Here is a 21504-nt window from a genome sequence, read left to right on the forward strand (position 1 = left end):
AGTATAACTCATTAATTTGTTTTGTTTAACAGAAGTTAAACGAATTTACTAGCGAATTGACTTCGCAAATGTTTTTGTTTCAAGCATAATGCTTGAAGACCCTACACATTTGTTCTATCGAAACGATATTCAGTTTTCAATGACCTACATTGCTGTCTCGCTGACAACTTAATCAGTATATCATCAAGCAAAACGCTTGTCAATAACTAATTTTAAGATTAAATAATCAATCCGTTGTGCGTCACAACTTAATCTATATTACAGTATACTTTTGTGAATGTCAATACTGTATTTTAGATATTTTTTGATGCTTTTTGAATTGATTTTTAAAATCTTTCCTCAAAGCCAACTTTTATATAATACGACCATACACAGCATAATGCAACCCCTAATTCACATTTTATATCATCTTATTTAAAAAAGAATTAGCATCAGAATAACGCAACGCAACAAACTACTCCTCAAAACCACTTTACTGATATGAAAAAGGACGACAATCTAACCATTATCCATGGTAGATTGTCGTCCTACTTAGACACAAAATCCTAATATAACACCTTTTGAAACATGTTTTTTTACATTCAGTTTGATTAACGCATCGTTGGGAACAACAAAACATCACGAATTGAATCAGCATCAGTTAGTAACATAACCAAACGATCAATTCCAATTCCCAATCCACCAGTAGGCGGCATACCGTATTCTAATGACTCAATAAAGTCTTCGTCAATACCTTCAGCTTCGTCATTACCAGCATCACGTTCAGCTGCTTGCGCTTCGAAACGTTCACGTTGATCAATTGGATCGTTTAACTCCGTAAATGCATTGGCATATTCACCACCTGAAATAAACAACTCAAAACGTTGTGCAAAACGTTTATCATCATCGCTTTTCTTAGCTAGTGGTGAAACTTCAACTGGGTGGCCATAAACAAAGGTTGGATCAATCAATGTTTCTTCAACAAAATCCTCAAAGAATTCATTAATAATATGTCCAACACCCCAGTATTGTTCATATTTAACCCCTTTTTCGTCTGCAATTGCACGAGCTTGTTCAAGGGAATAATCTTGCCAGAAATCAACACCAGTCTTCTCTTTGATCAAATCAACCATATGCTTACGAGCAAAAGGCTTTGCCAAATCAATATTTGTTCCCTGATAAGTAATCATCATATCATCAGCCACCACTTTTGCAGCTGCTTTAAAGATGTTTTCTGTTTCAGTCATTACATCGCCCAAGTCCCAAAATGCTGCATATGACTCCATAACAGTAAATTCAGGGTTGTGTTTTGGATCCATTCCTTCATTTCTGAAGACACGACCAATTTCATATACACGTTCCATACCACCAACGATTAGGCGCTTTAAGTGTAGCTCTAAAGCAATACGCATGTATAAATCAATATTCAAAGCATTATGATGCGTGATGAACGGACGTGCAGCAGCACCACCAGCAGCATTTTGCAACATTGGTGTCTCAACTTCCGTAAAACCATCCCCATCCATGTAGGCACGAATAGCTGAAATAATCTTTGAACGTTTTTGGAAACGCTCAAATGAATCATCGTTTGCAATCAAATCCAAATAACGTTGACGATATTTCGTCTCAACGTCAGTTAAACCATGGAATTTGTCAGGCAATGGACGCAAAGCTTTTGACAAGTGAACAATTTCAGTCACGCTCAATGATAACTCACCAGCACGTGTCTTAATCATTGTGCCTTTAAAGCCAAGCCAGTCACCCAAATCAGACTTCTTAAACCAATCATATACTTCTTCACCAACTATTGGCTTTTGAACGAATACTTGAATACGTCCAGAACGATCCTTAATATCAGCAAAACTGATTTTACCTGAACGACGCTTAGTCATCATTCGTCCAGCAATCGTTACTTCATTTGCTTGTGCTTCCAAATCTTCGCCTGAAACATCATCATACAATGCATGTAATTCTGATGCCATATGTGTCCGATCAAAACGGTGACCAAATGGATCGATGCCTGCTTCGCGCAGTTCGGTCATTTTTTCACGACGCTTGATCATTTGGTCATTTAATGACACTTGTTGATCAGCCATTCTTCTATCCCTGCCTCATTTTTCATTAATTAATTCGTAATTGGTTTCTACCATACATATCTATAAGTTTGCCAATATTCAACACATTTTGCAAGTCCGAACTGCTACTTTTTATAAACCACTTGCATCTTTACTTGCAATAATTGCTTGCAATTGCGTTTCATCAAAATTGATAACTTTGCCAGTAAAACGATCAACAATTTCAACACCATGATCTTCAGCCAAAATTGCTTGCAATTCACTTAACGGTAACGTCGCTAGCATACGTGCATACTCATGTCTAGTAATCGCTGGATACAATGACACTTCAGTTGTGGTCAAAACCTGCAATTCTTCAGCACCAAATAAGTTTTGTAATAAATCACTTGGCGTGTACCCTTCCATCATTTGAGTTGAAATAGCTGGAAAATTTGCTAAGCGGGTTTCTAATTGTTCAATATCTTCATTTGTGGCATCTGGTAGCGTTGATACCATAAAACCACCAGCTGTCACAACACTACCATCTGGATCAACTAATACAGAAACTGCAACCGCTGACGGAATTTGTTCTGACTTGGCCATATAATAAGTTAAATCGTCTCCAATTTCACCTGTTGCCAAAGCAACTTTACCTGTGAAAGGTTCATTGGTCCCGTAGTCCTTTGTGACTGTCAAAAAGCCGTCCACACCAACTGCAGTTGCAACATCAGGTTGTTGCTTAACGTTTAATGGCAACGTCACTTGCGGATTGGTTACATAACCACGAACTTCTCCTTGTGCTGATGATTCAACAACAATTTTACCAGCAGGGCCTTGACCATCAATACTAACTGCTAAACGTTCTTCTCCTTTAAGAATTGCGTTTGACATCATCAAAGAACCAATTAATGCACGTCCTAAGATTGTTGTGCCAAGTTGTGTCGCATCATGAAATGTTGCGACTTCTTTTATCATCTCAGTTGCATCAATTGCAATTGCACGAAACTTACCATCTGTCGTAATCGCACGTACTAATTTATCTGCCATAATATCTTTCCTTTTCCTATTTGTTTCCCGTTATCAAGTGTAACACAGAGTATATAAAAAAAGAGCCTAGGGAGCAGCTCCCTAAACTCTTTTAGTTTATTAAACATTAAGCTTTATCGTCATCATCTGACGTTGTCGTTTCTTCTGATGAAGCTGCTGCTTCATCTTCTGTTAGCTTGTCATTTGCTGCTTGCTTTGCTTGCTCGTATGACATTGGTGTACCATCATTTTTTTTTGCTTCGTTCTCATTTTCTGGCATTTTACCAGTGTTGAACAAGCTCAAAATTTGCTTTTCATCCAATGTTTCATATTCTAACAATGCTTGTGCAATTGCTTCATGACGATCCTTATAACGTAGAATAATGTCACATGCTGTTTCATACCCTTGCGTTGTAATGTGTCGAACTTCTTCATCAATTAGGCGCGACGTTGTATCTGAATATAATGGTTGACCATATTGTGGGCCATTATCCTTCTCCAACTGAACCATTCCTAATTTATCAGACATACCATATTGCGTTACCATCGCACGTGCAATACCAGTAGCCTGCTCAAAGTCGTTTGATGCCCCTGAAGATTGTTGATTGAATAGCAATACTTCAGCAGCACGACCACCCATCAAACCAGCAACTTGATCCATAGCATCAGTCTTGCTCATCAACATTTGGTCTTCACGTGGTAGCATAATTGCGTATCCGCCGGCACGACCACGAGGCACAATCGTTACCTTATGAACAACACGTGCTTCATTTAAGACAAGACCAACAATAGCGTGTCCTGCTTCGTGGTACGCAACAGTATTACGTTCCTTAGCTGAAATCACACGATCCTTCTTAGCAGGTCCTGCAATCACACGATCTTCAGCCTCATCCAAGTCCTTAGCTGTAATCGTATTACTATTACGACGTGCAGCTAACAAAGCTGATTCATTCAACAAGTTTTCCAAATCAGCTCCAACGAATCCTGGAGTCTGCTTAGCAATTTCTTTCAAATCAACACTTGAGTCTAATGGCTTATTCTTAGCATGAACCTTTAAGATAGCTTCACGACCCTTAACGTCAGGACGGCCAACCAAAATCTTTCGATCAAAACGACCAGGACGAAGCAAGGCAGGGTCCAAAACGTCAGAACGGTTGGTAGCCGCCATCACAATAACCCCTTCGTTACCTTCGAATCCATCCATTTCAACCAACATTTGGTTCAGCGTTTGCTCACGTTCGTCGTGACCACCACCCATACCGTTACCACGTTGACGTCCAACTGCATCAATTTCATCAATAAAGATAATTGATGGTGCAGACTTTTTAGCGTTTTCAAACAAGTCACGAACACGACTTGCCCCAACACCAACGAACATTTCAACGAAGTCTGATCCAGAAATTGAATAGAATGGCACACCAGCTTCACCGGCAACGGCTTTGGCTAGCAAAGTCTTACCAGTTCCGGGAGGTCCCTCTAGTAGAACACCCGACGGGATACGGGCACCTAACTTCAAGAATTTCTTAGGATCTTTCAAAAATTCAACAACTTCGACCAATTCTTGCTTTTCTTCTTCAGCGCCAGCAACGTCGCCAAAACGCTTCTTGTTTTCTGATGGGTCAGCAGCCTTAGCTTTTGATTTTCCCATACCCATCATGTTACCACGACCACCTTGACCGCCTTGATTCATACCACCCATCATTAGGTAGAATAATCCGACCATCAAAAGTAATGGCAACATGGTTACTGCAAGTGTACCCCAGAAATTAGAAGGTTGTGGTTTTGTCGTTACGTCTGTCTTTGAAGCATCTGCAGCCTTTTGGACATCAGCAACAATATTATCGCTCCCAACCAACTTGGTTTCAAAAGAATTAGCTTTCTTTGAACTACCACCTAATAGTGAAGTAAATGCATCATTGTTAGCATCTTTATCAGATTGTGCTTTTTTGTATTCACCCTTAATGTCATAGACACCATCGCCAGGTTGAATCGTGACTTTATCAATCTTTTTGTCACGCAATTCCGTCATGAATGTTGACGTAGAAATAGTCTTTGTATTTGAAGTCTGCGTGGGCCCAGCTACCCAATAAATCAAACCCATAATACCTAGGACTACAATTACGTAAAACAAACTATTTCGGACAAAATTTCCGTTTCGTTGGTTTTTCATCAATTCCTCCCAAGAACAGGTAGTAATAGCAGTTACTACCTCATATAATGTACTAGCTTAATGATTTGGTGTGATGTCTACCGTGTCAACCATATCAGCATGTTGTGGATCATAAACTTCACGTTTCAAAACGCCCACATATGGTAGATTACGATATAGTTGCTTGTAATCAAGCCCATATCCTACCACAAAGGCTTTTGGTACATCAAAGCCAACATAGTCAACCGTTGCTTCCACAACGCGACCATCTTTTTTGTCCAACAAACTAGCCGTTTTTACTGATTTTGCACCACGGTCTTTTAATAACTCAACCATAAACTTTAATGATCGACCAGTATCAACGATATCCTCCATGATAATAATATCACGACCTGCAATATCAGTTTGTAAATCTGTTACCAAATCAACACTTCCTGATGAGGCGATACCACCGTTATAACTAGAAACATCGATGAATTCAACTTCTGCATATTGCATATGTCTCATAACATCAACGGTCCACAAAACAGCACCTTTAAGTACTGATAGAATAATCGGCGTTTGACCTTCGTAGTCAGCAGCTAATTGCTCACCTACTCGTTTTGCAGCTTTTGCAATTTCTGCTTCGCTATACAATACCCGTTCGATATCATTATTCATATCTGGTTGGTTCATGTTTTGTTAATCTCCTAAATCTTGATTCCCCTACTGTTACATAACTTTAAGAATAACATGTTTAGCCTTAAATGTTTAGTCAATAACCAATAATTTTACCCTTTTAATAATTGTAAATTTTCATGACTTCTAACAAGTAGGTTATTACCCTGTAAATGAACTGTTCCGGTTGCAATATTTTTATTTTTCATTAATTGCACCGCCTGCTCTAATTGACGATTTTTTACATCTAATATTTGATACTTTTGCAACCACTTTTGTAACACTAACACCAATTGAGACGTTGGCAATTCCCAGTCTAAATGACCTTGCTCTAAATCAGCTACGTATTGTGTGATTTGCGGAGCAGCCAATGCTTGTAATGCCGCTAGTTCCTCAGCAAAATCAATAATATGTGGCATTGCTTGTTGATTAATCTGTTGTAAATCAGGAATGATGGCATGTCGTAATCGATTACGCGCATATTTTTGATCATCATTAGTGTAATCATCAATCCATTCTTGCACAGGCTCTTTAACCAAACCTTGTAATTCTACTTTTGAAAGATCTAAAAACGGTCTCACCAATTGTAAATGATTCGTTAGCGTTTGTTTAGCAGGCATCCCCGTAAGTTGATCCAAACGACTACCACGCGCTAACTTATATAAAATCGTCTCAGCCTGGTCATCACGATGATGTGCCGTGACAATCATATTGGCCTTAATTTTATTGGCGACCGTAAACATGGTTTGATAGCGTCTATCGCGTGCTTGTTCTTCAACAGAGATCGTTGGCACTTCATCCCAATTGATTCTTTCTATTGCCCGCACTACTAAATTGGGCGTATTGGATAACACGCGTCGTACAAAGGTTTCTTCTTGCATCGCATCTTGTCTTAGTTGATGGTTAATATAAATAGCACTGACTTTAGGTTGAATATCTTGAGGTAAATCGCCTTCTGTCAACCACCGTAGTAACCGTAACGAATCTTGTCCACCTGACACGGCTACTAACACATGATCATTGGCGTTAAATAATTGTTGTTCACGAATTTTACGGATCAAATTAGCTCGCAAAACTTTTGGTTTCATACGATATACTCCATTATCTTTACTTGATTAGTCTTATTATATGACAAAATCTACCAGCATATAAAAAACAGACTTACGCTAGTATGTAAGTCTGCTGATCATTAATATCGTTAATTTGGCATATTGAACACAATTTCATTATCTTTTGTGTACATATATTTTTCACGGATTAATTTTTGCAAATAACTATCATCATGCAAATCTTGCACTTCTTGTTTTAGATCCGCATTATTTTGCTTAGCGTTAATCAAAGCTTTATTAGTCTGTTGTAATCCAGCTGAGGCATTTGTATATTTGGTTTGTTGACCATATAAATTAATCATCGCCAATACGGTAATAATTAACATCGCAATTACAGCAATGCCTCGACGTCGCCAGTGAATCCATCGACTATATTGCTCTTGGCGCATTTGAAAATGCATATGTTGTTTTCCGGCAGTATTTAACGGCTCAATATTTGATTGTTTTCTAACTTTTCTCATATCATCAGCCTCCCAAAAACAACACAAAAGTAATCTCCGATCACTCTAACTTTAACGCTAAACTTAAATATTCTTAACTCTCATTAACGTTTCTTAATGATTTTATATAAAAACATAACAGAGCGTTACGTTATTTACTATTATTACTAAAATCTTGTGCATATGTCTCAGAAACGATTCGATACATATGTTCTGCTTCATCTTTTTTCGTTGTTTCAACAATTCGTTCAATTTCAATGGTTGTCGTTTTATTTCCAAAACGAATCGTTAATTCATCGCCACTTTTAACATCACTAGATGACTTGGCTGTTTTGCCATTAATATCAATCCGTCCTTGGTCTGCAATATCTTTCGCTACTGATCGACGTTTAATCAAACGTGCTACTTTTAAGTATTTATCTAATCGCATTATTTGTTTCTTCTTTCCAAAAAATTATATATTTTATATCCTTTAGGCAAAGCATACCACTCTGCTACTGATAGTAATCGTAATCGCCATAGCATTATGATAAATACTATTATACCAATTAATATAGCAATAATCAGGATTATTAAACTGGCTAAACGCGATGATCCTATAAAAATGTCACTAATTTTGCACCATCCACCAGCACTGACTAACACACCAAGCAAAGTTATCATAAACTTCAACCACCAGTATGGTGCATGCCATTGTTGCCACACCGTTTTAGGTAAACGATGCATCACAATATATAACATTGGCAATAACGATAGCATCGTGGCCCATGAAGCACCGATGATGCCATATTTTGGTACTAACCAGATATTCAACCCGTATTTAATAACCATCGTTAAAATAATTAACCAGCTTATTCCTCGTGTTTTATTTAAACTTTGTAAAACACTTGTACCAATTAAAATTAAGGTGGCTGGTATGACAGTTAATACAAATACAATCAAGGCATGACTACCTTCACGTGTACTAAACAATACTTGATTAACAACCGGCATCACTGCCATTAACCCACACGTTGCTACTCCTGATAATATCAGCGATAAGCGAAACATCATTTGAAAATCATTAACAAATTCTTTTTGTTCATGATGGACAACATGATTTCGTAAAACTGGTAACAATGAAGTACTAATCGCTGTTGCTAAAACCATCCCCAATTGCACCAGTGGTTGGCCACGATCATATACACCCTTAGCATATTCAGCTGCTTGCGTACTTAGACCATGAATTTCTAATAATCCTTTAGTTGAAAATGAATCTACTAGCTGTAATAGCACCAATAATCCGGCTAACATAGCCAATAAATTGCCTTCATTCCAAAGGCGACGAAAAATTCTAAACCAGCCAATTGATTTATCTTTTTTAACAGATTTTGTAATCGGGGTCCGCCAAATTGATTTCACAATATTCGTCATATACAACGTTGCAGCAGCAGCAGCAACAGCAGCGGCAGCCATCGCCCAGGTACCGATTGTGTAGACAGACCATTTAGCCGAAACACCATACCACGCAATCGCAATAATAATTGCCACGCGTGCAATTTGTTCAATAATTTGTGAAATTGCTGTGGGCATCATATTAAGTTGCCCTTGTGCAAAGCCACGGCCAACTGCCAAAAATGGCATAAACCAAAACATCCACGCGACCGCTTTGACAACTGGCGTCAATTTTAAATTGCCACCCATTCCCAATGCTAATATTGGTGCCCCACCATAAACCAAAATAAATAACCCACAACTAATGAACAGCAACCACCAAAACAACCGCCTAGCAACTAATTGTTGATGTGCTTCATCAGGTTGTTCAGTAATGATTTTTGAAATAAATACTGGCCAACCACTTAAGGCTAACACGACGCCAATACCATAAATAGGATAGACCTGTTGGTACACATAAAAACCAGTATTACCAACTAAATTCTGAAATGGAATACGATATACAGCACTCAATAACTTCGCACTCATTCCTGCTAAGGTTAAAATACCAGCGCCTACCATTAAATTTTGACCACTTTTACGCATATGCTCAGTCCTTTTTTGGTAATAATGCCGTCAAAAACTGCATTAAGTTTTCTAACCAATCATCGTCTGTTTGCTTAGGCTGAATTGCCATGGCAAATAAAACGGGTTCATTTACTTTAATTTGTCCGCGTGTTTTCGTCAAGGCACTCGCCTGTTTAACTTGTTGTGCTGTAACCGTTGCCTCTTGAGAAAAATTAATCATCACCAATTCTGGTTGATTAATCGTTCGTTTGATTTGCTTAATACCTAGCTGATCAGCTAGCGCCTTTAGCTTAGATACTTCTAACAAGCGACTAGCCGCTGCCGGTATATCACCAAAACGATCAACTAAATCATCTGTAATTTCTGCAAACTGTTCCGCTTTGTTTGCCTTACGAATACGTTGATATAAATCAATTTTTTGTGGGCCATCAGCAACATAACTTGATGGCAAATATGCTTCAACCTGCAAATCCAACTCTGAATCCACTTGTTTAACCTGTTTACCTTGTTTTGCAGCCACCGCTTCTTGAAGCATTTGCGTATATAAATCATACCCCACAGTATTAATGAAACCGTGTTGTGATTGTCCCAACAAATCGCCCGCACCACGAATTGATAAATCACGCATCGCAATTTTGAACCCAGAACCTAATTCTGTAAAATCGCGAATAGCTGTTAATCGCTTTTCGCTTTCTTCATTCAAAGAACGCGTTCCTGGATACGTAAAGTAGGCATAGGCCACATTATGTGAACGTCCCACACGACCACGCAACTGATAAAGTTGTGATAAGCCCATGTAATCAGCATTTTCAACAAATAACGTATTAGCGTTTGGAATATCCACACCCGTTTCAATAATAGTTGTCGTAACTAAGACGTCATACTCACCATTAATAAAATCGACCAGAATACCCTCCATCTGGGCTTCCGTCATTTGCCCGTGAATATAGGCAACTCGGGCCTCCGGAACCAAACTTTGAATCATCCCGGCGACCTTTTCAATATCAGCGACACGATTATGCAAATAGAATGTTTGACCACCTCGGGCCATTTCTCGTTCAACAGCATTTGCAATAACGCGACCATTTTGTTCCATAACATACGTTTGAATTGGGTAACGATTAGCTGGCGGTGTTTCAATTACCGACAGGTCTCGCACACCAACCATGGCCATATTTAATGTTCTTGGAATTGGCGTCGCAGTTAACGTCAAAACATCGACATTTGTTTGTAAGCTTTTAAGGCGCTCTTTATGTTTAACCCCAAAGCGCTGTTCTTCGTCGATAATTAACAGCCCAAGATCACCAAAAACCACATCTTTAGCCAACAAACTATGTGTCCCAATGACAATATCAATGGTGTGATTTTTTAAACCAGCTTTGATTTCTTTCTTTTGCTTAGGCGTTTGAAAACGCGACATCCCCGCAATTTTTAAATCAGTACCTTCAAAACGATTAATAAATGACTCATAATGTTGCTGTGCCAAAATAGTCGTTGGTACCAACATCGCAACCTGTTTACCTTCATGTGCCGCTTTAAAAGCAGCTCGCATCGCAACTTCAGTTTTCCCAAACCCAACATCGCCAACCAATAAACGATCCATTGGTCGCACCTTTTCCATATCAGCTTTGATCTCTTTTATAGACCGAATTTGATCTGGTGTTTCAGGATAAGGAAACGCCTCTTCAAAATTATGCATGGCATCGTCATCGGGGGCAAAAGCATAACCTTTTTTAATTTCGCGTTCTGCATATAATGCCAATAAATCGTCTGCAATATCTTCAACTTTTTTAGCAACTTTAGCCTTTGCCCGTTGCCACTCAGGGCCACCCATCTTATTAATCTTGGGGGCTTTTTCAGCAGCACCAACATACTTTTGCACTAAATCTAACTGTGTAACCGGAATAAACAACTTTGCATCTTTTTGATAACCAATCGTAATATAATCTTGTTTAACACCACGATTTTCAATCGTCTGCATCCCTTCATAGATACCAATACCATGATTAACATGCACAACGTAATCACCCGGCTTTAACTCATTGTAACTCTTAATCCGTTCTGCATTTGATAACGTTTGTCGTTTCGGCGCTCGTTTACGTACTTGTTGAAATAATTCTTTTTCGGTTAAAACAACCAACTTTTGCATTGGTAGCTCAAAACCTGCACTCAAGGGTAATGTTGTTAATTGTGTTCGACCATCTGTTAGACCATCAACAGCTACCTGATTAATTTTGACACCAAAATCATTTAATGTCTGAACTAATTTAACTTGACGCTCAGTTGAATTGGTAAGGAAAACAATCGTCATATTTTGCTTTTGCCAACGATCAACCTCACCCTTTAACAGTGGCATTTGCCCAAAAAATTGTTGTGTTGGGCGAACGGTCACATTTGTTAAACTGGTTTGTCGTAACTGCCCAATGCCTCGTTGTAATGGTGATAACACTAAACTGGTTTGCTGAATATCGCGAGCCTGATCGGTTAGAGTCCAACCAAAATCATCAACTGGTAATGCTTGCTGCTTTGATAATTTATCTGCCCACCAATTGGTGTCATCTAAGCGCATTTGGGCAGCATTTTCCACAGCGCGTGGGTAATCATCAAATACCGCAACCCCATTTTCTGGTAGATAGTCAAATAAACTGACTGCATCTGGATACAAAAAATGTAGATAGGCACGAATATCCGGCAATAATTGACCATCAGCTAAAGTAGTTAGCAATGGTGTCATCGCCTCCGTTAAGTGACGTTTATCGGCCCCTTCCAATGAATCACGATATTTCGTCATCGCTAACTCAAGACGCGTTTTAGCTTGTCCACGTTCTTCATCATCAATGATCAAATCGGTTGCTGGTAAAATAGTTAAACTATCCAAATTATCAATACTGCGCTGTGTTTCCGCATCAAAAGAACGCATTGAATCTAGTTGCGTATCAAAAAAATCCAACCGGATTGGATTACCAACATCTAATGGGTAAACATCAATAATTGATCCACGAATTGCAAATTCACCCGGTTGCTCAACTGTAGAATTTCGATGATATCCCATTTGATGTAATTGCATTTCTAATTGATTTAGTTCATATTCATGATCAAAGTCAATCGTGATTTGTGCCTTTTTAAATGCATCAACCGTTGGCAAATAACGTTGTGCACCTGCAATGCCCGTCACCACTACTGCTTGCGGATCCGTCAATAGTAATTGCATGGCCTGAACACGGGCTAGGCGAGTATCTAGGGATGTCACTGATAATTCTGCAGCGATACTTTCTTCTGCTGGAAATGATCGGACATGCTCATCACCTAGTAGCGCTTGTAAATCTTCGGTCAATTGATCAGCATGAAATTGACTATCTGACACAATCACCATTGGTTGCTGCGTTTTCTTTTGTAGCGCAGCCAAATAAACCGTTCGTGCTGTCCCCGAAATACCCGTCATTAAATGACGACCACCGTGCTTCAGCCCAGTTGCTAATTGCTGTAAGTCTTTATCTTGTTGTAAAAATTCCGTTAACTCCATAACGCCTATTTATCCTTTTAATTAAACTGATTCATCAAGATTGGCATTTCTTTACCAGCAGCAAATCCTTCGAAAATTTCAACTGCTTGATCTAGTCCTGACAACAAATCGGGTTGCTCATCCTGACCAAAATGTCCTAATACATAATCCACCACTGCTTGATGAACATGCGCTGGATGACCAATACCAAACTTTAGACGATTAAATTTTTGTGTCCCTAATTGATTTGCAATACTTTTAATCCCGTTGTGTCCACCGGCAGAGCCTTTTTGACGTAAACGTAGTCGACCTAGATCCATGTCCATATCATCTTGAACAACCAATAAATCAGCTAAATCTAACTTATAGTAATCAACTAATGGACGAACAGCATCTCCAGAATCATTCATATAGGTCGTTGGTTTTACTAATAAAACTTTTTCATTATTAATCCGTACATCTGCCACAAATGCATGATGTTGGCCGTCTTGCTTAAATGTTGCTTGGTACTTATCTGCCAAGACATCCACCGTCATAAAGCCAATATTGTGACGTGTTTTATCATATTCTTTACCAATATTACCCAAACCAACAATCATCTTCATTTTGCTTTTAACCTCACTGTTTCATTTTAACTAACGCACGAAATGGGTCGAGGCTGATTTAGCCCCCACCCAAATACGTTATTTATTTTTACTTAATGACTATAAATTTTAACCCAAATCACGCCATTTTGATAGTCTTAACTATTTTACTTGTTGGCATGATAACTATCAAAGAACTGCAATTGATTATGATCTTGGAATTCTTTCCCTAATTGTAACAACAATTGATCCTGTCCCTTATCTGCTTCAAATTGTACACCTAATGGTAATCCTTGCTTTGTCACATACGTTGGTAAGCTAAGTGCCGGCTCCCCCGAAACATTCGCTAACTGTGTAAACGGTGTTTTTGATAAACCATGAAGCCATGCATCATAAATTAATTGAATTTGTTTTTTATGATTTAAATTCTGAATATGCTTTAATTGCTTAACATATTTAGGTAAGTAGGCTGGATCACTATTTTTAGGTGCTGGTGTTGCCGTTGTCGGTGTCAAATAGATCGGATAAGTCTTATGAAAATCCGTCATTTGTTGACTAACTTTTGCCATTTCGGATGTAACAAATTGTTCACTTTGTTTAGTCTGTTTCTTATCTGCTTGATACAAGGCCCATGTCATAGGAGAAACATCCTTAAATTGCATGTTTTCACCAGTTTTTTCCTTGATCATTTCATTCGCATCCGTACCAGTTGGTGTTGATTCTGTATAATACATCTTCATAAGCTTCTTACCATCAACTGGCGCATCATGCTTAACGACAGTATAACCTTGCGACCTTAAAAATTTTACCGATTGTTGCACTGCCTTAACAGCATCTTTGCTAACTTTTGTTCCGACTGGTGATTTAGTTGAATAAGCAATTTTTAACTGCTTTAAATCAGTGGGTGCATCTTTAATCAATTCTGGATGATCAGCATTCTGCATGCCTTTAAAATAAGTTTGTAAATCTGAAATTTGCCGAGCATTAGCAAAATTAACCGTTGAAGGTACCGTGCTATCTCCAGTAATTGCCCCTTGTGTTGGTTTTAATCCAATTACGCCTGTAAATGATGCTGGAATTCTAAGCGAACCACCCGCATCGTTACCAGTTGCCATTGGCACAAAATCAGCCGCAACACTTGCGACTGCTCCTCCCGAAGAACCACCTGTATTACGAGATAGACGCCAAGGATTATGGGCAACACCATTCAACTTTGAATCTGTGATATTTACTAATCCTAATTCCGGAAAATTAGTTTGACCAATAATCACAAATCCCATTGACTGCAACTTCTTAACATAGTCACTTGTTTCAGTTGCTTTATTATCCTTAAGATCTTTTAGCCCCCTGGTATTCGATTCACCATCTAATTGCTGACCCAGACCTTTTATTAAAATTGGTACACCAAAGAAAGGTTGCCCCGTATCCTTCAAAGCTACTGACTCTTTTAATGCTGCTGACTCACGTAAACTAATAACTGCATTTAATTGCGGATTTTCAGCTTTTATTTGTGAAATTGCATGCTTAATTAATTGCTGACTAGTGACTTTACCATCACGAATCATCTGAGCCAATTCACTTGCTGACGCTTTTCGATAGACATCAGCATCAATACCATCCTGATTAACCTTTTTGTGTTGTAGCACGTCTGTCTTGGCATACACATGCTGATTTTGCATCACCACACCTATCCCTGCGCTCAACACCATCCCAAGTACTGCAAATTTCAGAATTTTTTTGCTATTCATTTTATGTCCCCCCAAGAACTAAAACTACTATTTTAATGACTACACTACCAATATCCCACATACTGATATTAACTAAGATGCTTAATCGTGCATCTATAAATTAATTTTACGCCAGTTATAATCTCTTTTGTAATCACATATGTACTACTGACGCAACAAACTAAATCACAGCAATAAAAAATAACCTCATTCCAAATAATAATCGGATTGAAGTTATTTTAATTTATCTATTTCGCCTGATTATGCTCGTCTTCCCAACGAGTTTTGATAATTGAAGCAATGATTGCAATGGCCAATAAACCAATAATCACCACTAATGATGTAACATTTGAAATTTCAAATTGCCAATCAAACATTTTGCCGGCTTCATTAATTAACATCTTTGCCCCAATAAAAGCTAGAATACCAGCCAATGCGTACTTAATGTAACGGAACATTGGCAATAACTTTGATAATGCAAAGAATAATGAACGTAGTCCTAGAACGGCAAAGATGTTAGAAGTTACGACAATAAATGTATCTTGTGTCACTGCTAATACTGCCGGAATTGAATCAACCGCAAACAACAGATCAGAAAGTTCAATGAAAATTAATGCGATTAAGAATGGTGTCACATAATGCTTACCATTTTCCTTAACGATAAAATGCGGCTTACTAACATCATCTTTAACAGGTAAAAATTTGCGTAGTACTTGAATAATTTTACTGTCATCCAAATTTTGATCCTCATTTTTATTGAAGAACATTTTAATACCAGTATAAACTAAGAAAATACCAAATAAGTACATCAACCCTTCAAACTTATGCAATAAGGCTGCGCCACCTAAGATAAATAGGACACGCATTACCACGGCACCAAATACTCCCCAAAAGAGCACACGGTGTTGATAACGTGCTTCAATACCGAAAAATCCAAAGACTAAGATAAAAATGAACAGATTATCCATGCTCAACGACTCTTCAAGCAAATAGCCAGTAATGAAATCAATGGCATGACCACTACCAGCAAAGTACCAAACACCACCAGCAAATATAAACGCTAATGCAATCCATGCCGCTGTTTGTAACAAAGACTTTTTAAAAGTTGGCACCTCGCCTTTTTTATTAAAAACAGTCAAATCTAATACAAGCATCGCAATCACAAATGCAAAAAATCCAACCCAAACCCATATATTAACTTCCATTTAGTACGCTTCCTTTTTTGTTTTATTACAAAATAATTCATTGCAAATAATGAACTATACTAGTTTATATTTTATAACAAAAAAGAACCTGAAACAGTCATTTGTTTCAGATTCCGTATTTCTTTATGATTTTGTTACCGGATCACTCATTGTGTTAAAACTACGACGACGGATAACAAAATAGATAAATAATGCTAGTAGTGAAACCAGTGCAACGCTGATGATAACTATTAGTTCAGTATTAATTGCACCACCAATCATAATTGTTTCACGCAAGCCATTCACTGAATAAGTCATTGGTACCAATGGGTGTAACCATTCATAAAACTTATTTGATAGTTCAATTGGATAAGTTCCGGCAGCTACACTTAGTTGAACAACCAACAAAACCATTGAGACAAAAGCACCAGCACGGCCAAACCACATGTAGATAGCCGTAACTAATAGTGCATCCATATAACTTGTTAGTAACATGACCAAGAATGTTTGCCCTGGATTAATTGGATCCATACCCAATACCCAATCGCTTAGCGCATACAAGACCATCGGCGCCAAGGTTGCAATACCAAGCAAAATAGCCATCTTTGAACCGAACCACGCACCCAATGATGATATTTTTGTTCGTGGTGTCAACATATCTAGCATCAAATTCAATGCCATCATACCAACGAACATTCCTACTGAAAACATGTATGGAATCATACCAGTTCCATTGTTAGGTACCTTATCTTTTTCAGTATGTGCTAACTTAGCTGGCGTAGCCATTTGCTTTAGCGTTCCCTTAGTACTCTTAAGCTGACCAGCTTGCTTACCGGCATCTGCTAGTTTGTCCGCTAAGGTTTGATTTCCTGTGTTCATCTTCGTCAAAGCTGGCCCCATCTGTTGCGCAGCACTTGCTAGCTTTTCTGAACCGTCACTAATTTGACCGGCACCGCCACTTAATTGGCTAGCACCGCTGTTTAGTTGATCACTCATACCATTTAAGGTCTGAAGTCCACCATTCAATTGTGTAGCACCACTAGCTAATTGGCCGACACCACCACTTAATGTTTGTGCCCCTGATTGTAATGTTGCCACACTACTATTCAATGTTGCTGACTTACCTTGTAATGTTTGCAAACCGGTATTTAATGTTTGACCACCTGTCGCTAATTTATTAACAGCACCCTTTAGTGTTGGTAATTTATCATTTAACTGTTGTGAACCAGCTGCTAGTTGTGAAACAGCATCTGGCACTTGTTGCATCGCCGTTAATTGATTATTAATTGTTTTTACATCTGTATTTTGTAGCGTCTTATTTAATGCTGTTAATGTTCCTTGATGCTTTTGAACTGTTTGCACTAACTGACTGACATTACCTTGCAATGCGGTTGCATGTTGTATCATTGTAGCTAAGACTTTAGCAGTCTGCGTGTTACTTTGTTTGGTTGCCAATGACTGTACAAATTTTTGCTTTTGCTCTGCTGTTAGCTCAATACCTGCATCATTCATGGCTGCATTCACATTGTTTGTTAATATCCCTTGATCAGCTGCATTCGCTTGCTCTAACGCCTTTATATCTGACTGCAACGTATTAAATTGACTATTAATTGCTTGATCATTTGGTAAAGCAGCCTGTGTATCATCAATTACAGCTGATAATGATGTTAATTCTTTTTGAACTTTGGCTAAATTACCTTTTACATCATTATCAACCATCTGCTTATTTAACTTTGCCAAACCATTGTTTAACTGTGTAACACCAGTCTGCAACGTTGGTACCTGTTGATTTAATTGATTTAGCCCAGTTGACAATGTTTGGCTACCTTGAGCCGCTTTACCAACTGCTGCTGTATATTGCTGCGTTCCTTGCTTTAATTGTCCAATACCATTAATCAACGTTGGCGCCTGTTGATTCATTTGATTCAAACCAGAAGCAAGTTGTTTACTTCCCGTACTTGCTTGACTAACCGCAGATGTATATTGACCAACGCCTTGTGTTAGGGTTTTAGCGCCATCCTGGAAAGTTAATGAACTAGCAGCTAGCTTATTAAGGTTGGCAGTCACTTGGTCACTACCATCTTTTAACGTATTAGCACCATCAGCTAATTTTTTATTAGCAGCACCGGCTTCATCCATCCCCTTACCAGCTTTTTGTATCTCTTTAAACAATGTCTTAGTATAAATTTTTGTAACCTTACCAGAAATTTGATTGCCAATCTTTTCAGCACCTGATTCAGATAACTTACCAGCAATGAAACTATGACCAGAACTCGTTTCATATTGCAATTTCATTTGCTTAGGTTGTTTATCCAATAATGTCGTTGCATTTTGTGAAAAGTTCTTTGGAATCGTAATGACTGTGTAGTATTTACCATCATCTAGACCCTTTTGGGCTGCCGTTGCTGATGGAAATTTAAAATTCATTGCATCCGATTTTTGTAATTCTTCTTTTAAATCATGACCCACTGTTAACTTTTTTCCTGCATAAGTCACCGATTTATCCTTATTAACAACGGCTACTGGTAATTTACTGACTTCGCCATAAGGATTCCACAATGAACCTAGGAAAGTGACAGCATAAATTGATGGTACAAACAATAAAACAAAAAGAACTAACATATAAAATTTATGTGCTTTTAGCCATTGCCACTCTGATTTCAACATTGTTTTTTCTCCTTCTATAACAAATCATTGAACAACTTGTTGAATATTTTTTCTCTGAGGACTATATTAATGCTAATAGGGCATTAGTACAATGTACAATTTTAAACACGTTGTTCAATAAATGGAGTAAAAAAATTATGAGACAAGCTGATCGTAACGCACGTACAAAACAAAACATCAAACAATCCTTTATAAAACTAATTGAAAATAAGGGATTTAGTAATATCACGGTATCTGACATCACACGTGATGCGGCTGTGAGCCGAGGTACTTTCTATGTACACTATACGGATAAGTATGAGTTATTAACTAAAATTGAAGACGAATTGATTATGAATATCACGGCAGCATTAAAGAATAATCTAAAAGAACCGTTAAGTAACGATTATAATGCCGATCGTTCCGGTGCAACGTATCGTGTTTTTAGCCAAGCTTTAGAATACGTTGACAGCGAACGCGCAACCATGCATGCATTATTTTCAGCTAATGGCGATTCACAATTTTTTTCACAGGTCAAAACTGTCGTGGATAATCTTTTTACAACCCAATTATCAAAAAACAATGGCTATTTCGTTAATGATATTCCCATTGACTATACCAAGGAAATTGCGATTAACAGTATCTTAAACATCGTTCGTCATTGGCTTGATAAACGTAATCCCGAATCCCCTGATGAATTAGCCAACATTTTAATGCGTAGTCGTTTTATGTCACCCCATGATTTAATTGCTTTCAATTAAAAAAGAGGGTAATAATACAAAAACCGTCATGTTGTTAGTTGACGGTCTTTCATATTGTTTTCACTTAATTTATTATGCTAGTCGCTAATAGTTGCTGCCAATTCATTTGAATTTGTTCTTCTAATTTTTCTAAAGTTATCGAGCGTAATTGGGCAACTTTTTGATAAACACTTTTGAGAATAATTGCATATTCACTGATATCAACAGTACGGTTTAGTACCCAAGTAAAGCTTTCTAATCCGTCTGATTCGATAAATAATTGTGTTGGCGCAACTTTTTTTGCAAATTTTTGAACGACTGGATCCGTCAATACATCTGGTCCAATTGAAAAATAACTATTGGGTCGTCGCACATACTCATCTTGATATAATTTAGATGAATACCAATGCACTAAAATGGTTAATTGCGGGTATGCTTTCAAAATTGCCAAGATTTCTGCTTCACAACCTTTCGTATGCAAAATAACTGGCTTATGTTGTTGTTGTGCCGCTTGTAATTGTTGCATAAAAACTGGTCGTTGTATGGTTAAGGGAACATCTGTCCACTCTGTATCTAAACCAATTTCACCAATGATTGATGCTGTAGCTAGCAACTGTTGATCAACAACTTGGCGTTCTGATTCCCACGGATGGACACCATAACTAACGAGCTGCTGCATACCTGCATATTGCTGATTAAATTGAAATTCATCTGTAGTCGTGGCATTTAAAATACTAGCAATATGATTAGCTTGCTGTGCACCAATAAATTTTGCATTGCCATCACTATGACTATGCATATCGATTAACATTATCTAAACTCCTAACAAAAAAGTGACTAACTAGGCAGACTCATCCGCCTAGTTAGTCACTTTTTTTAATATCTTACACATACGATGATTGTGATAAATCTTCTAACGACTCAAGATGATAACCTTTTCTAGACAAAATCTTGATAATCTTTGATAGAGATCCTTCACTAACCGTACGCGGTAACGTAAATAAAAGACGCGTGGTACGCGGATTCTTATCAGGATCTAAAGTCATCGCTGATGAAATGGTGGTATACCGAGAAATGATATGGGTTGCTTTTTCCAATGTTCCCCGCTCACCTTCTGATACCAAAGTTAAGCTATAACGGCCACCATCAGTTGTCCAAGAATCAGCTAATAATCGCATCATGCGTGAGTGCGTTAAGATACCAATAAAATGGTTGTCATTATCAAGAACCGAAATAAATGGTAAGTCTTTTAGCGTAAAAAAGGCTTCATAAAAAGTTGATTCAACTCGAACAAACTTTGTCATATTGCGCATATAACTGGTCACTGGTGCATTCAAATCACCACCTTGAATAAGGTGTTGATAAATATGTAATTTATAGATTGCACCACGGAACAATTGTCCACTTTCGTCTAAAATAGGAATAGCTCGAAAGTTGGAATTATCAAAGACATCCAATGCATCTTGGAGTGTTGCATTTTCACTGAGCGTTGTTAATAGGTCTCGAGACTTAACTAAAGTCGCTAACATTTAGACAACTCCTATCCTTAGTTTCTAATTCAATTATAATACCACGAAACCTGTTATACTGCACTATTTTCTGGAACTCGTAATGTAAACTTTACTTTAAAATGAGAAAATTAGCACTTTTATTAATGTTATTTATTATTTCGGTAGGGCTTTATACTCAATGACGTTTAATTGCAA

16 protein-coding genes are annotated in these 21504 nt (G+C 37.9%); 1 reads left to right on the top strand and 15 read right to left on the bottom strand.

Translation table 11 applies throughout. The annotated features are described in order from the left end of the window. Nucleotides 1-590 precede the first annotated feature (590 nt). From lysS to G7Y65_RS08030, 13 genes are all read right to left on the bottom strand, one after another. Nucleotides 591-2075, bottom strand: coding sequence for a lysine--tRNA ligase (lysS, locus tag G7Y65_RS07970; protein WP_137600909.1), 1485 nt, complete (start codon nt 2073-2075; stop codon nt 591-593). Nucleotides 2076-2186: 111 nt separating this feature from the next. Further along, entirely contained in the window at nt 2187-3080 is an 894-nt protein-coding gene (gene hslO / locus G7Y65_RS07975) for an Hsp33 family molecular chaperone HslO (protein WP_042494594.1), read from the bottom strand. A 106-nt stretch (nt 3081-3186) separates the two neighbouring features. After that, nucleotides 3187-5229: an ATP-dependent zinc metalloprotease FtsH gene (ftsH, locus tag G7Y65_RS07980; RefSeq protein WP_137600910.1), complete on the bottom strand. Its 2043-nt coding sequence runs from the start codon at nt 5227-5229 to the stop codon at nt 3187-3189. 57 nt (nt 5230-5286) lie between these two features. Further along, entirely contained in the window at nt 5287-5883 is a 597-nt protein-coding gene (gene hpt, locus G7Y65_RS07985) for a hypoxanthine phosphoribosyltransferase (RefSeq protein ID WP_081839349.1), read from the bottom strand. A gap of 95 nt (nt 5884-5978) precedes the next feature. Then, complete coding sequence (tilS, locus tag G7Y65_RS07990) at nt 5979-6953, bottom strand: tRNA lysidine(34) synthetase TilS (RefSeq protein WP_042494590.1); 975 nt, start codon at nt 6951-6953, stop codon at nt 5979-5981. A gap of 110 nt (nt 6954-7063) precedes the next feature. Further along, nucleotides 7064-7435, bottom strand: a complete 372-nt coding sequence (locus tag G7Y65_RS07995) for an FtsB family cell division protein (RefSeq protein ID WP_042494588.1) — start codon at nt 7433-7435, stop codon at nt 7064-7066. A gap of 130 nt (nt 7436-7565) precedes the next feature. Next, nucleotides 7566-7844, bottom strand: coding sequence for an RNA-binding S4 domain-containing protein (locus G7Y65_RS08000; RefSeq protein WP_042494586.1), 279 nt, complete (start codon nt 7842-7844; stop codon nt 7566-7568). Then, nucleotides 7844-9433, bottom strand: a complete 1590-nt coding sequence (locus tag G7Y65_RS08005; RefSeq protein ID WP_042494585.1) for a polysaccharide biosynthesis protein — start codon at nt 9431-9433, stop codon at nt 7844-7846. Before G7Y65_RS08005 ends, G7Y65_RS08000 begins: the two co-directional genes overlap by 1 nt. Before the next feature lie 4 nt (nt 9434-9437). Next, the gene (gene mfd / locus G7Y65_RS08010; RefSeq protein WP_141926435.1) at nt 9438-12938 is read right to left on the bottom strand and encodes a transcription-repair coupling factor; all 3501 of its coding nucleotides are present in this window, start codon (nt 12936-12938) and stop codon (nt 9438-9440) included. Nucleotides 12939-12955: 17 nt separating this feature from the next. After that, the gene (pth, locus tag G7Y65_RS08015) at nt 12956-13522 is read right to left on the bottom strand and encodes an aminoacyl-tRNA hydrolase (RefSeq protein WP_042494583.1); all 567 of its coding nucleotides are present in this window, start codon (nt 13520-13522) and stop codon (nt 12956-12958) included. 146 nt (nt 13523-13668) lie between these two features. Further along, complete coding sequence (locus G7Y65_RS08020; RefSeq protein ID WP_042494582.1) at nt 13669-15249, bottom strand: amidase family protein; 1581 nt, start codon at nt 15247-15249, stop codon at nt 13669-13671. Nucleotides 15250-15476: 227 nt separating this feature from the next. Continuing rightward, nucleotides 15477-16433, bottom strand: coding sequence for a TerC/Alx family metal homeostasis membrane protein (locus G7Y65_RS08025; RefSeq protein ID WP_042494580.1), 957 nt, complete (start codon nt 16431-16433; stop codon nt 15477-15479). Between the two features lie 123 nt (nt 16434-16556). Next, on the bottom strand, nt 16557-19079 hold the full coding sequence (locus G7Y65_RS08030; protein WP_165314783.1) for a YhgE/Pip domain-containing protein: 2523 nt from the start codon (nt 19077-19079) through the stop codon (nt 16557-16559). Between the two features lie 137 nt (nt 19080-19216). On the opposite strand from G7Y65_RS08030, the gene G7Y65_RS08035 reads away from it, so the two are divergent. Further along, nucleotides 19217-19819 carry a TetR/AcrR family transcriptional regulator gene (locus tag G7Y65_RS08035; protein WP_042494576.1) on the top strand — a complete coding sequence of 201 codons (603 nt, stop codon included), beginning with the start codon at nt 19217-19219 and terminating at the stop codon, nt 19817-19819. A gap of 64 nt (nt 19820-19883) precedes the next feature. On the opposite strand, the gene G7Y65_RS08040 is transcribed toward G7Y65_RS08035, so the two are convergent. Together G7Y65_RS08040 and cbpA are read right to left on the bottom strand one after the other, a co-directional pair. After that, on the bottom strand, nt 19884-20609 hold the full coding sequence (locus G7Y65_RS08040) for a TatD family hydrolase (RefSeq protein ID WP_042494574.1): 726 nt from the start codon (nt 20607-20609) through the stop codon (nt 19884-19886). A 73-nt stretch (nt 20610-20682) separates the two neighbouring features. Further along, nucleotides 20683-21327: a cyclic di-AMP binding protein CbpA gene (gene cbpA / locus G7Y65_RS08045; RefSeq protein WP_042494573.1), complete on the bottom strand. Its 645-nt coding sequence runs from the start codon at nt 21325-21327 to the stop codon at nt 20683-20685. Nucleotides 21328-21504: the final 177 nt, after the last annotated feature.

It is taken from the genome of Weissella sagaensis, assembly GCF_010306265.1.
In the GTDB taxonomy this organism is placed as follows: domain Bacteria; phylum Bacillota; class Bacilli; order Lactobacillales; family Lactobacillaceae; genus Weissella; species Weissella sagaensis.